The organism is Allobosea sp. GW821-FHT10B12 (assembly GCF_059415545.1).
The window spans coordinates 190,181-202,660 of the sequence record NZ_JBWKNL010000005.1; the positions used below are offsets into that span (position 1 = coordinate 190,181).

14 protein-coding genes are annotated in these 12,480 nt (G+C 67.4%); 6 read left to right on the plus strand and 8 right to left on the minus strand.

Annotation, left to right across the window (positions count from 1 at the left end):
* The first annotated feature begins 53 nt into the window (after nucleotides 1–53).
* On the plus strand, nucleotides 54–227 hold the full coding sequence (locus AC07O0_RS18580; protein ID WP_436096777.1) for a DUF3309 family protein: 174 nt from the start codon (nucleotides 54–56) through the stop codon (nucleotides 225–227).
* A 32-nt stretch (nucleotides 228–259) separates the two neighbouring features.
* Here AC07O0_RS18580 and lhpI read toward each other — a convergent pair whose 3' ends face one another.
* From lhpI to sppA, 4 genes are read right to left on the minus strand one after another with little or no spacing between them, the layout of a single operon-like run.
* A complete protein-coding gene (lhpI, locus tag AC07O0_RS18585; protein WP_494625163.1) occupies nucleotides 260–1,204 on the minus strand; it encodes a bifunctional Delta(1)-pyrroline-2-carboxylate/Delta(1)-piperideine-2-carboxylate reductase in 945 nt (314 codons plus the stop codon).
* Nucleotides 1,205–1,214: 10 nt separating this feature from the next.
* Complete coding sequence (locus tag AC07O0_RS18590) at nucleotides 1,215–1,550, minus strand: LapA family protein (RefSeq protein WP_454026752.1); 336 nt, start codon at nucleotides 1,548–1,550, stop codon at nucleotides 1,215–1,217.
* A gap of 18 nt (nucleotides 1,551–1,568) precedes the next feature.
* Nucleotides 1,569–1,853, minus strand: a complete 285-nt coding sequence (ihfB, locus tag AC07O0_RS18595) for an integration host factor subunit beta (protein ID WP_092155113.1) — start codon at nucleotides 1,851–1,853, stop codon at nucleotides 1,569–1,571.
* Nucleotides 1,854–1,881: 28 nt separating this feature from the next.
* Complete coding sequence (gene sppA, locus AC07O0_RS18600; RefSeq protein WP_494625164.1) at nucleotides 1,882–2,850, minus strand: signal peptide peptidase SppA; 969 nt, start codon at nucleotides 2,848–2,850, stop codon at nucleotides 1,882–1,884.
* 166 nt (nucleotides 2,851–3,016) lie between these two features.
* Between sppA and AC07O0_RS18605 the strand changes: the two genes are divergently transcribed.
* Complete coding sequence (locus AC07O0_RS18605; RefSeq protein WP_494625165.1) at nucleotides 3,017–3,391, plus strand: cupin domain-containing protein; 375 nt, start codon at nucleotides 3,017–3,019, stop codon at nucleotides 3,389–3,391.
* A 6-nt stretch (nucleotides 3,392–3,397) separates the two neighbouring features.
* Here AC07O0_RS18605 and AC07O0_RS18610 read toward each other — a convergent pair whose 3' ends face one another.
* The gene (locus AC07O0_RS18610; RefSeq protein WP_494625166.1) at nucleotides 3,398–4,687 is read right to left on the minus strand and encodes an Hsp70 family protein; all 1,290 of its coding nucleotides are present in this window, start codon (nucleotides 4,685–4,687) and stop codon (nucleotides 3,398–3,400) included.
* 193 nt (nucleotides 4,688–4,880) lie between these two features.
* A complete protein-coding gene (gene rpsA / locus AC07O0_RS18615) occupies nucleotides 4,881–6,587 on the minus strand; it encodes a 30S ribosomal protein S1 (RefSeq protein ID WP_494625167.1) in 1,707 nt (568 codons plus the stop codon).
* 447 nt (nucleotides 6,588–7,034) lie between these two features.
* Here rpsA and AC07O0_RS18620 point away from each other — a divergent pair, with 447 nt between their 5' ends.
* Nucleotides 7,035–8,042: an LLM class flavin-dependent oxidoreductase gene (locus AC07O0_RS18620; RefSeq protein ID WP_494625168.1), complete on the plus strand. Its 1,008-nt coding sequence runs from the start codon at nucleotides 7,035–7,037 to the stop codon at nucleotides 8,040–8,042.
* A gap of 12 nt (nucleotides 8,043–8,054) precedes the next feature.
* Here the strand turns inward: AC07O0_RS18620 and AC07O0_RS18625 are convergent, their stop codons facing one another.
* Complete coding sequence (locus AC07O0_RS18625) at nucleotides 8,055–8,540, minus strand: MarR family winged helix-turn-helix transcriptional regulator (protein WP_494625169.1); 486 nt, start codon at nucleotides 8,538–8,540, stop codon at nucleotides 8,055–8,057.
* 135 nt (nucleotides 8,541–8,675) lie between these two features.
* Between AC07O0_RS18625 and AC07O0_RS18630 the strand changes: the two genes are divergently transcribed.
* From AC07O0_RS18630 to maiA, 3 genes are read left to right on the plus strand one after another with little or no spacing between them, the layout of a single operon-like run.
* A complete protein-coding gene (locus AC07O0_RS18630; RefSeq protein WP_494625170.1) occupies nucleotides 8,676–8,888 on the plus strand; it encodes a hypothetical protein in 213 nt (70 codons plus the stop codon).
* A gap of 26 nt (nucleotides 8,889–8,914) precedes the next feature.
* Nucleotides 8,915–10,627 (plus strand): cytochrome c biogenesis protein DipZ, encoded by a 1,713-nt coding sequence (locus AC07O0_RS18635; RefSeq protein ID WP_494625171.1) that lies wholly within the window; start codon nucleotides 8,915–8,917, stop codon nucleotides 10,625–10,627.
* A 36-nt stretch (nucleotides 10,628–10,663) separates the two neighbouring features.
* Complete coding sequence (gene maiA, locus AC07O0_RS18640; RefSeq protein ID WP_494625172.1) at nucleotides 10,664–11,299, plus strand: maleylacetoacetate isomerase; 636 nt, start codon at nucleotides 10,664–10,666, stop codon at nucleotides 11,297–11,299.
* Between the two features lie 6 nt (nucleotides 11,300–11,305).
* Here maiA and AC07O0_RS18645 read toward each other — a convergent pair whose 3' ends face one another.
* The gene (locus AC07O0_RS18645; protein ID WP_494625173.1) at nucleotides 11,306–12,316 is read right to left on the minus strand and encodes a helix-turn-helix transcriptional regulator; all 1,011 of its coding nucleotides are present in this window, start codon (nucleotides 12,314–12,316) and stop codon (nucleotides 11,306–11,308) included.
* Nucleotides 12,317–12,480 lie beyond the last annotated feature (164 nt).

Here is a 12,480-nt window from a genome sequence, read left to right on the forward strand (position 1 = left end):
GCCCGCTCGCCGATGAGTGGCGAGGCGGGCGGACGGAAGAAGGGGCGCGAGCCATGTCCACCCTGCTCATCATCATCCTGCTCATCATCCTGCTCGGCGGCGGCGGATATTACGGCCACCGCAGCTATGGCGGCGCCGGGCTCGGCGGCGTGGTCGGCCTCGTGCTGGTGATCGTGATCGTCCTATGGCTGCTCGGAGCGCTCGGCGGCCCGGTGGTCAGGGTCTAATGTCGCAGTAGACGCAAGGTCAGCGTTGCGCTTCAGTTCGCCAGCTTCCAGACCAGCATGGCCGCGGCGAGGTCCTCGAGTGCGGTGCCGACCGACTTGAACAAGGTGACGTCGTCGCGCTCGACTGCTGGGTCGTATTGCCCGCGGCAGAGGCCGGCCAGCGTGCCGCAGACCTGTTCCGCCGTATAGACGCCCGCCTTGATCGCGACGGCGACATCGCCGCCCTCGTGCAGCGCGGCTTCGGTGTCGACGAAGACGTGGGCGCGCTGCAGCGCCTCGTCATCCGCCTCACGCATCGACTGGTTGAAGGCGCCGACCAGATCGAGATGGGCGGTGCGCTTCAACCAGCGGCCGTGGATCAGCGGCTCGCGCGACAGCGTCGCGCAGGAGATGAGATCGGCCTGCCGCGCCTCGGCCTCCAGGTTCTCCGCGACACGCGCCTCGATGCCCTCACGCGCCAGTTCGGCGACCACTTCGGCAGCGGCATCGGGCCGGCGCGCCCAGACCGCGATATCCTCGAAGCTGCGGACGCTGCGATGCGCCTTGATCAGGAAAGGCGAGAGCGCGCCGGCTCCAACCATCAGCATCCGCTTGGTGTCCGGACGCTCCAGCATGCGCGAGGCGAGCGCAGAGGCCGCCGCGGTGCGCCACAGCGTCAGGCGGGCGCCGTCCAATGCTGCCAGCGGCGCGCCGGTGGCGCCGTCCATCAATAGATAGGTGCCCATCACGCTCGGCAGACTGAGCGCGGCGTTGCCGGGGAACACCGTGACGACCTTGGTGCCAAGAAAGGCGGGTCCCGCCTCCGGCGCGGTCCAGGCCGGCATCAGCAGCAAGGTCGCGGCCGCATCGGGCCGCTCGATCTCATGGTGATGGCGCACCGGCGTGACGATGTCGCCGCGGAAGGCTGCGCCAAGCGCATCGATCAGCGCGGGGAAATTCAGCAGGCCGTCGATCTCGGCCGCGGAGAAGAAACGCATGGCGGGATCTTCAGACGCGGTTGGTCAAGGCGGGCAGCGCCGAATCCGGCACGGCGGCGCGCAGCGACTGCGCCTCGTTACGCAGCTTGTCGGCCTCGCGGCGATTGACCCGCGCGGCCTTGCGATGCTTGCCCTGCGCCAGCCAGGAGGCGAAGCCGCCGATCAGGATGCCGACGGCGATGGCAGCGAGGATCACGGCGAAGAGCGGCAGGTCAAGCGTGAACGCCGGCGCATCGCGGCTGATCGGATCGAGCGAGACCCGGACCGGCGCGCGATTCGCCACCGAGAACAACACCACGAGCAGTGCGACCGGAACGAGCACCAGCGCCTTGAAGAAAGCCTTCATCCCGCTCCTCCGGCCCGCTCAGGCCTTGCCGTTCAGCCGCATGCGCAGCTCCTTGCCGGTCTTGAAGACCGGCACGAACTTCTGCTCGACCTTGACGGAATCGCCCGTGCGCGGGTTGCGGCCGACGCGGGCGGCGCGCTCCTTGGTCGAGAAGGCGCCGAAGCCGCGCAGCTCGACGCGGTCGCCGCGCGCCAGCGCCTTGACGACTTCATCGAGGATCGAGCCGACGATGTTCTCGATATCCCGCTGGTAGAGATGGGTATTGCGCTCGGCAATGCGCTGGACGAGTTCTGATTTTATCATGGGTGCAATATAACCGCTTGTAACATCGTCACTTTTCGACGGCAGGCTGCCAGAGCGCCAAGGGCGCGTCAAGCCGCAGCCCGACCGGAACTTCGGCCGCGCGCGCCAGCAGCGCCGCAAGCGGCTCCAGACCGGCAGCGCGCGCCATCGCCTCGCCCGCGCTCCACAGCCCGTAGGAGGAGGATTCGCTGCGGCGGCGCCAGTCGCGAACCGGCAACGACTTGGCAACGCCCTTCTCGCGCTCGAGCCAGGCGATCGCCTCCGGCTCGCCGCCGACCTCGTCGATGAGCTTGAGCTTGACCGCCTGACGGCCCGAATGGACACGGCCGTCGGACACCGCGACGACCTCGGGATCGGCGAGCTTGCGGCGCTCGCCGACCAGCCGCTTGAACCAGTCGTAATTGTCGGCGATGACGCGCGCCGTCTCGGCGGCCGCCTCGGGCGAGGTCGGCTCCAGTCCACTCGGGGCGGCCTTGAGCGGGCTCGACCGGGTGATCTCGAACTTGACGCCGATCGTGTCGAGCAGCCTCGCGACATTGGGGATCTGGGCGATCACGCCGATCGAGCCGACCGGCGAGGTCTGGCGCGCGACGATCCGCTCGCCACCGAGCGCGACGATGTAGCCACCCGAAGCGGCGACCCCGTCGACCACCGCGACGACCGGCTTCTTCGCGGCGAGCCTGCGGACCGCATCGTACAGGGCTTCCGAGCCGGTCACCGTGCCGCCAGGGCTATCAATGCTGAGCAGCACTGCGCTGGCGCGGCTCTCCTCCAGCGACTTGATCAAGTCGAGCGTGCGGCGGTCACCGGAGATGAAGCCGGAAATGGTGACGCGGGCGATATGCGCCTGCGAGGTGCTGCCCGGCAGGCGCCCGCTCCAGGCCAATGCCCCGGCGACGACCATCACGACGACGCCGGCGAGTGCGAGCAGCCGCCAGAGCGACAGCTTGCGCCGCAGGCTGCGACGATCGGCAAGCAGATCGGCATCGGACGACATGTCGGCGGCTCCGTTGGGCGGGGCCCTGTGATGTAGCTCCGCGGTGCCAGAGGGGCAAGGCGGCAGTTGCCACTGCGTGAGACCGCCGCAGGCGCCGCACAATCGTTCAAGACGCCGGCGGCGATCGCTCGCAACCATCGCGCCATTAGATCGGAGAAATGTCGAAATGCCCGAGAAAGCCTATCGCGCCATCAACTTCGCCGAGAAGCTCGGCCGCATTCACGACCAATGGCAGCCGCGCGTCCTCGCCGAACTCAACGACTACCAGATCAAAATCGTGAAGATCGAAGGCGACTTCATCTGGCACGACCATCCCGAAACCGACGAGGCCTTCCTCGTGCTGGACGGCTCACTCAGGATCGATTTCCGCGACGGCTCGGTCACCGTCGGCCCCGGCGAGATATTCGTCGTGCCCAAGGGCAAGGAGCACAAGCCCTTCGCCGAAAAGGAGGTCTGCATGCTGCTGATCGAGCCGCGCGGCACGCTCAACACCGGCCATGAGGGCGGCGAGCGCACTGCGCAGAACGATCACTGGATCTGAGCCGGCTCAGGCCTCAGCCAGCGCCCGCTGGCGATCGAGCGCGAGCAGGGCAAGGCCGCTCGCGACCGAACGGAAGGCGTCGCCGATATGGATGCGCTGCGGGCTGAAGCGGCGGTCGAACAGGGCGCGCACCGCCGGCACATAGGAGGTGCCGCCGGTCATGAACACCGCCTCGATGCCGTCGCCATCGACCCCGGCGGCGGCCAACGCCTCGTCGAGCGCGCCTTCGATCGCCGCGACATCCTCGGCGATCCAGCGCTCGAACAGGGGCCGCGTCACCGTACGATCGATGCGCACGCCCATCTGGTCGAAGGCGAGCTGCGCTTCCGCTTGCGAAGACAGCGCGATCTTGGTCGCCGAGACGGCGCGGTAGAGTTCGTAGCCGAGATCGTATTCGATCACCGTCATCAGATCCTCGAGCCGCTCGGGCTCGACCGCGTCGCGGATCAGCGCCTTGAGCTCGGTCATGGTCTCCCTGCTCTTCATCAGCGAGAGCCGGTGCCATTGCGCGAAGGCGGCGTGGTAATGCGCCGGGATCGGCAGGCGTTTGCCGAAGGAGAGATAGTCCGAGCCCTTGCCGAGCAGCGGCGAGACCGCGTGCTCGATGATGCGGTAGTCGAAGGTGTCGCCGGCGACGCCGACACCGGCATGGGAGAGCGGGATCGCCTGCAAGGTCCCGCTCGCGCCGGGCTCGAAGCGCATCACCGAGAAGTCGCTGGTGCCGCCGCCGAAATCGGCGACCAGCATGGTCTGCGGCGTCTTGAGCTCGCGGGCATACCAGTAGGCGGCGCCGAGCGGCTCATAGGCAAAGTCGACCTTGGTCATGCCGGCCTTGCCATAGGCGGCCGAGAGGCGCGAGAGCGCCAGCGTCTCGTCCGGCCGGTCACCGGCGAAGACCACCGGGCGGCCGGAGAGGACGGCGCGCTCGCCGAGATCGTCGAGCCCGGCTGAGAGGTCGCTCAGGAAGACCGCGATCAGGTCCTCCAGGCGGAAGAGCTTGCCGAACAGGCGCGTCTCCTGGAAGGCGCGGCTCGACAGATGCGTCTTGAGCGATTGCAGGAAGCGGTGCTCGGTGGTCATGCCGAGCGCCATGTCGAGCGCATCGGGGCCGCTGACATGCGTGACATGGGCGTGGGGCGGCCGGCCCTCGCGCCAGAACATCAGCGCCGAGCGGTAGGCGTCGACGGCGCCCTGCCTGGTGGCGAAACTGCGGGTCGTCACCGAGCCGTCCGGACGTGCGAGCGCGACCACGCTGTTGGTGGTGCCGAAATCGATCCCGATCGCTGCGTCCTGCATGTCCGTCTCCAACTCATCTCGTCATGGTCGGGCTTGACCCGACCATCTCGGAAACCAGCGCACTCTGGTCCCGAGATTCTCGGATCTACGCTTCGCTCCGTCCGAGAATGACGACCTCGGCCGAAACAAAAGCCCGCGCGGATTGCTCCGCGCGGGCCGATGGTTGCTCAGGCCGCCTTGCGCGGCCTGATGATCACTTCTTGTCGGTCGTCGCCTTCTTGAGGGCGGCGCCCAGGATGTCGCCGAGCGAAGCACCCGAGTCGGCCGAGCCGTACTGGGCCATCGCCTCGCGCTCCTCGGCCACTTCCAGGGCCTTGATCGAGACCTGGATCTTGCGGGCCTTCTTGTCGAAGAGAATGACGCGGGCGTCGACCTTCTCGCCGGCCGCGAAGCGCTCGGGGCGCTGCTCGGCACGATCACGCGCGATTTCGGCGCGCTTGATGAAGGTCGTCATGTCCGTGCCGGCGATCTTGACATCGAGACCGCCTTCCTTGACGTCGACGATCTCGCAGGTCACGACCTGGCCCTTCTTGAACTCGCCGGCATCCACGAAGGGATCGCCGCCGAGCTGCTTCAGGCCGAGCGAGATGCGCTCCTTCTCGACGTCGACATCGAGAACGACCGCCTGGAGCATGTCGCCCTTCTTGTACTCCTCGATCACCTGCTCGCCCGGACGGTTCCAGTCCAGGTCCGACAGATGGATCATGCCGTCGATGTCGCCTTCCAGGCCGAGGAACAGACCGAACTCGGTCTTGTTCTTGACCTCGCCCTCGACCACCGAACCGCTCGGATGCTGCTCGGCGAAGACCTCCCACGGATTGCGGAGGGTCTGCTTGAGGCCGAGCGAGATGCGGCGCTTGACCTGATCGACCTCGAGGATCGCGACGTCGACTTCCTGCGAGGTCGAGACGATCTTGCCGGGGTGGACGTTCTTCTTGGTCCAGGACATCTCGGAGACGTGGATGAGGCCTTCGATGCCCGGCTCCACTTCGACGAACGCGCCGTAGTCCGTGATGTTGGTGACGCGACCCTTCAGGCGGGTACCGACCGGGTAGCGGGCGGCGATGCCATCCCACGGATCGGCCAGCAGCTGCTTGATGCCCAGCGAGATGCGGTGCGTCTCCTGGTTGATCTTGATGATCTTGACCTTGACCGTCTGGCCGATGGTCACGACCTCGGACGGATGGTTGACGCGGCGCCAGGCCATGTCGGTGACGTGCAGGAGGCCGTCAATGCCGCCGAGATCAACGAACGCACCGTATTCGGTGATGTTCTTGACGACGCCGTCGATGACCTGGCCCTCTTCGAGCGAGGCGACCAGCTCGGAGCGAGCCTCGGCGCGGGTCTCTTCGAGCACGGTGCGGCGCGAGACGACGATGTTGCCGCGGCGACGATCCATCTTGAGGATCTCGAAGGGCTGCGGCTGGCCCATCAGCGGGCCGACGTCGCGGATCGGGCGGATGTCCACCTGCGAACGCGGCAGGAAGGCGACGGCGCCGTCGAGATCGACGGTGTAGCCACCCTTGACCGTGTTGAAGATGTTGCCCATGACCTTCTCGCGGGCCTCGAACGCCTTCTCGAGCTTGACCCAGCTCTCTTCGCGGCGGGCCTTGTCGCGCGAGATGACGGCTTCGCCGAGCGCGTTCTCGATCCGGTCGAGATAGACCTCGACCTCGTCGCCGACCTTGAGCTCTTCCTCCCGGCCCGGGCCGGTGAATTCCTTGAGAGCGACGCGACCTTCGGTCTTCAGACCGACGTCGATGATCGCCATGTCCTTCTCAATGGCAACGACCTTGCCCTTGATGACGGTACCTTCGAGGGCCTCGTTCCGGGTGAACGATTCCTCGAGAAGGGCGGCGAAATCCTCGCGACCCGCGCTATAGCTTTCGACAGCTGACATATGTGCTCCTGAACGCCGGCCGCGTATCCCGCGGATGTCCGGCATGGCGCCGATTGGGTTGGTGCTGCACACCGGATCGATCCGCGCGGTGCTCCACTCATGGAGCTTGCCGTCCCGTGGACGGCGGCGCCTGGCCGCAGGGGCCGATCCGCATCCAATAGGCCGTTTTCCAAACACGAAACGGGAGCCGGCCATTTCGGCCGCCCCCGGCTGTGATCGATCACGGCCCTTCGGACGAGGCTGACCTAGCGATTTCCGCTGCCAGTTGCAAGTTGCGCAACCAAAATCGCTGCTCTCCTCTCGGACGATACGGGCGAGCGTACGGAACCTCACGTCGCCAAAAGCCGGTCGTGCATGCGCGCAGCGGCCTTGCGAGCCGCCGGAAGGCTGCCGATCTTTCGCGGCGAAGCCCGGCGCCAAGCCGGCGCGATGCAAGGGAAAAGCCTGATGTTCCCGCTTTCCATCCTCGACCTCGCCTTCATCGCCGAGGGTTCGACCGCAGCAGACGCCCTCCACAACAGCCGCGACCTCGCCCAGCATGCCGAGAAACTCGGCTACACCCGCTTCTGGCTGGCCGAGCACCACAACATGACCGGCATCGCCAGCGCCGCGACCTCGGTCGCGATCGGCTATGTCGCCGAAGGGACCAAGACGATCCGCGTCGGCGCCGGCGGGATCATGCTGCCGAATCATTCGCCGATCGTGATCGCCGAGCAGTTCGGCACGCTGGAGACGCTCTATCCTGGCCGGATCGACCTCGGGCTCGGCCGTGCGCCCGGCACCGACCAGCGGACATGGCGGGCACTGCGGCGCGAGGCCGACGCGTCCGAACGCTTCCCGCAGGACGTGCTCGAATTGCAGGCGCTGCTCGGGCCATTGCAGCCGGACCAGGTGATCCAGGCGGTGCCGGGCACCAACACCAATGTCCCGCTCTGGATCCTCGGCTCCAGCCTGTTCGGCTCGCAGCTCGCCGCCGTGCTCGGCCTGCCCTATGCCTTCGCCTCGCATTTCTCGCCGGACGCGCTGATGGATGCGCTTGCCGTCTATCGCGAGCGCTTCCAGTCCTCGGCACAGCTCGACAGGCCCTATGCCATGGTCGGCTGCAACGTCATCGCCGCCGAGACCGACGCCGAGGCGCAGCACCTCTTCACCTCGGTGCAGCAGCGCTTCGCCGACATGCTGCGCGGCCGGCGCGGCCTGCTGCCGAGGCCGATCGACGACATCGAGGATTACTGGTCCGGCCCGGAGAAGGCGCAGGCGCAGCGCATGCTGGCCTGCTCCTTCGTCGGCTCGCGCGAGAGCGTGCGGGCGCAATTGCAGGCCTTCATCGAGAAAACCAAGGCGGATGAGCTGATCGTCGCCTCGGCGATCTTCGACCATGCCGCCCGCAAGCGCTCCTACGAGATCCTGGCCGAAATCCAGCCGGCGCTCGGCCTGGCTGCCGTCGCCGCCTGACGTCAATGCCGGTCAGGAACGGCCGTCATGCTCGGCTGCGGTAAGATTTCCCCGCAGCCGCACCATCGCTTCGCGCAGATGGCGCTGCTCCTCAGGAGCCAGACCCGTCGCGCGCTGCATGCTGACCCGGACCGCCCTGCCCCGCTCGCGCAGGGCCTTTCCCTGCGCCGTCAGGTTGAGGCGGACCTGGCGCTCGTCCTGCGGGTCGCGCTGGCGCGTCACGGCGCCCATCGCCTCCAACCGTTTCAGCAGCGGCGTCAGCGTGCTGGAATCGAGGAAGAGTTTTTCGCCGAGCTGGCCGACTGTCTGGTCCGCCTCCTTATAGAGCGCGACCAGCGCGATATATTGCGGATAGGTGATCCCGAGCTCGTCGAGCAGCGGCTTGTAGACGCGGTTGAAGGCCAGATTGGTCGAATAGACCGCAAAGCAGAGGAACTCGTCGAGCCCGGGCAGCCTGTCGGCGCCGGCCTGCTCAGCCGCCTGTCCTGAATCGCCCATCACGCAAGCCTCCCGGCAAAGGATCGCTCACAGATATTTGACGCACGATTTATTTTCAAGCGATTGAGCGGCGCTTTGTGCTGGTTTATTTGTCGAGCGATCTAATCGCTCGATAGTTAACTGATGGAGCACGCCATGACCCGCACCGGCCCATCGGCCGCCAAGGCGCTCGCACAAGCGCAGGCCGAGACAGTTCCCGCCCCGCGCCGCTTGCTCCTGGCGGCAATGCTGGCTGCAGCGACGAGCTTCGCCATGGCCTGCAGCGCCTTCACCGGCCCGCGCAGCTACGGCTCCGCCCCGGTCGTGTCGTCGAACCCGCCGCCCCGGCGCGGCGCAGCCCGTTCCTGACAATCGCCTGTCGAGGAGACGCATCCGTGAACTTCGTTCTGGCCTATCTCGCCGGCATTCTGACCATCGCCAGCCCCTGCATCCTGCCGGTCCTTCCCTTCGTGCTGACGCGCGCCGGCCAGCCTTTCCGTAGCAGCACCTTGCCGATGCTGCTTGGCATGGCCCTGGCGTTCGCAGGCGTCGCAAGCCTCGCCGCCGTCGCCGGCAATTGGGCGATCGCGCTCAACAGCCATGGGCGCAGCATCGCGCTCGGCTTCGTCGCCCTGTTCGGGCTCGCTTTGCTGTTCCCAGCGCTGGCAGCGCGCCTCGCCGCGCCGCTGACTGCGCTTGGCGAGAAGCTGACGCGCCTGGCGGGCGCGGAAAGCCGCACCGATCTGCGGCCAGCGTCCTCCGCTCTGCTCGGCGTCGCGACCGGCCTGCTCTGGACGCCCTGCGCCGGGCCGGTGCTGGGGCTGATCCTGGCCGGCGCCGCCCTTGGCGGGCCGAGCCTCAGCACCGCGCTGCTGCTCTTCGCCTATGCCGCCGGCGCAGTCACCGCACTCGCCACCGTGCTGCTGCTCGGCAACCGGCTGCTGGCGCGGGCCCGGCGACCGGCTGCTTTTCTCGAACCCGTGAGGCGCGGCCTAGGTCTTGCGGTGGTCGCGAGCAGCGTCGCGATCGCCTTCGGCCTCGACACCAGCGTCCTCACCCGCCTCTCGGCACCAACCACCGTCGCGCTTGAGCAGCGATTGATCGACCTGGCCTCGCCGAGCATGCCCGGCCTGGTCACGACCGCGCAGGCACAGCCGGCCGCCAAGCCGCTCTTCGGTGCGAAGCAATGGCTCGACCGCGAGCCGCTCACCGCCGAAAGCGTGCGCGGCAAGGTCGTGCTGGTGAATTTCTGGACCTATTCCTGCATCAACTGCCTGCGCTCGCTGCCTTACGTCCGGGCCTGGGCCGAGAAGTATCGCGATCGCGGCCTCGTCGTGGTCGGCGTGCACACGCCCGAATTCGCCTTCGAGAAGGACCCGAGCAATGTGCGCAAGGCCGTCGCCGCGCTCGGCGTGAGCTATCCGGTCGTGATCGACAACGACTATGCGGTCTGGCGCGCCTTCAGCAACCGCGCCTGGCCCGCCCGCTACTTCATCGACGCGCAGGGCCGCACCCGGCATCACGAGTTCGGCGAGGGCGACTACGCCGCTTCCGAAAAGGTGATCCAGTCGCTGCTCGCCGAGGCCGGCGGCAAGGTCGAGCCTGGCGTCGCCAAGGTCTCGGCCGAAGGCGCGCAGGGAGCGCCCGACTTCGCCAATCTGCGCTCGCCCGAGACCTATCTCGGCCATGCCCGCAGCAACGGCTTCGCCTCGCCGGGCGGCATCAGGGCCGATGCGCCGGCCAGCTATGAAGCGGCCACCTCGCCGCGCCTCAACCAGTGGAGCCTCTCGGGCACTTGGACCGTTGCAGGCGAGTTCGCGGCGTCGCAGCAGGCGGGCGCGCGGATCAACCATCGTTTCCATGCCCGCGACCTGCATCTGGTGATGGGCCGCGCGCCCGGCGGCCCGCCGGTCCGCTTCCGCGTCACCATCGACGGTGCCGCGCCCGGCAGCGCCCATGGCGCCGATATCGACGCCGACGGCTACGGCACGATCAGCGACGAGCGGCTCTACCAGCTGGTCCGCCAGGACGGGCCGGTGAAGCCCCGCGACTTCAGCATCGAGTTCCTCGATCCCGGCGTGCGCGCCTACGCCTTCACCTTCGGCTGACCCAGCCGCCAATCCAGACAAGAACGGGAGGAAACCATGAAGCTTTATGTCAACGAAGTCTCGTCGGCGACTGCGCGAGTACGCATCGCGCTCGCCCTCAAGGGTCTCAAGGTCGAGGAGGAGCGCATCACCATCTTCGGCGACGAAGCGACCAGCCGGACGCCCGAGTACCGCGCGCTCAATCCACAGGGGCTGGTGCCGGCACTGCTCACCGACAATGGCTGGCTGATCACGCAGTCATTGGCGATCATCGACTATCTCGACCAGATCGCTCCGGAGCCGCCGCTGCTGCCTGCTGAGCCGGAGCAGCGGGCCTTCGCCCGCTCGGTCGCTCTCGCCATCGCAGCCGAGATCCACGCGCTGCTGCCGCCGCGCGTCGGCGCCCGCCTGAGGAGCCTTCCCGGCGTCGGACCCGAGGAGATCGCGAGCTGGAACCGGCACTGGGTCAGCGAGGGGCTCTCTGCCGTCGAAGCGCTGATCGCGCGGCGGCGCACCGGCCGCTTCGTCGTCGGCGACCGGCCGTCCATCGCCGATGTCGTGCTGTTCCCGCAGACGGTCGGCGCCACCCGCATCGGGCTCGATGCCGCGCAATGGCCGAACATTGCCGAGATCGCCGGCCATTGCCGCGCCGTTCCAGCCTTCGCCGAGAATGCGCCGGTCTCGCCTAAGTAGAGACTGTCAGCCGGCCCTGACCTGCGAGGGCGAGCGGCCGAAGCGCTTGCGGAAGCTGCGGTTGAAATAGGAGAGATCGCCGAAGCCGACCTCGAAGGCGACGCTGCTGATCGTGATGGCGTCGTCCTCGGCCGACATCAGCTTGAGCCAGGCGCGCTCGAGCCGGCGCTCGAGCACATAGTCGGAGAAGGTACGCCCCTCCGCGCCGAAGGCCTTCTGGATGGCGCGTGGGGTCACACCGTAGAGCCCGGCGATCATGTCGATCGAGAGTTCGCGCCGCTCCAGCCTGGTCTCGATATCGGCTTTGATCGCGGCGAGCCGGCCGCCACGGCGCGGCGTCGCTGTCACCGGCGGGGCGCTGCGGTCGGCCAGCATTACGCCGATCAGGTCGTGGACATGGCCGATGGCGAGATCGCGCAGCGGCGCCGAGTTGAGCGGGAAGAGGCCGCGCAGCAGCAGCGCGCCGTAATGCGCCAGCACCTGCAGGCCGCGATTGCCCCGCGGGATCGCCTGCATCAGCTCATCGTGAGCGAGCTTCGCCAGCGCCGGTAAACGCTGCGGATCGAGCGCAATCAGATCGATGCGGCCGAGTTCGACCAGGGTGAAGCGCGTCTCCTGCGCGAGATCGACGACCGCGGCATCGCGGGCCCGCAGCGAGATGCGGCGGCCCGCCTGTTCGATCACGCAACGGCCATCGGAGGGGCGGACGAGGACATAGCGCGGCTCGTGCCCGCCTTGACGCGCCGGCCAGATCCACGGCGTCGCCGGCGAAAAGCACGACATCAGTCCGATGTCGGGCCGCGTCGTCAGCATGCTGCGGGCGGCAAAAGGCAGGGCAGCCTCGGCGCGGATGTCATCGCCATCAGGCACATGCCCGAAGACCCTGTGCGCCATCGCCCGGACTTCCTCGGGCGCGGCCTCGCCCGAGACCAGCCAGAACGGCGCGAAGGTCTCGCCCTCGGCGACTTTCGCGCCGGCAGACCGTTGCAGCGCTGCCACAGCCACATCGTCGCGCATCGGAGTTCGCTTTTGTCCCATGGCGCGTTCGCGCAAGTCCAAGATGATGCTTTCGATATAACTTTAGAGATCGCAAGAACACAACGCATCGAGAGTTTTTCGCCGTAGAGGTCAATGAATAAAGCTAGTTTATTCTAGTTCTAAATTAAGATCGAAACGGCACC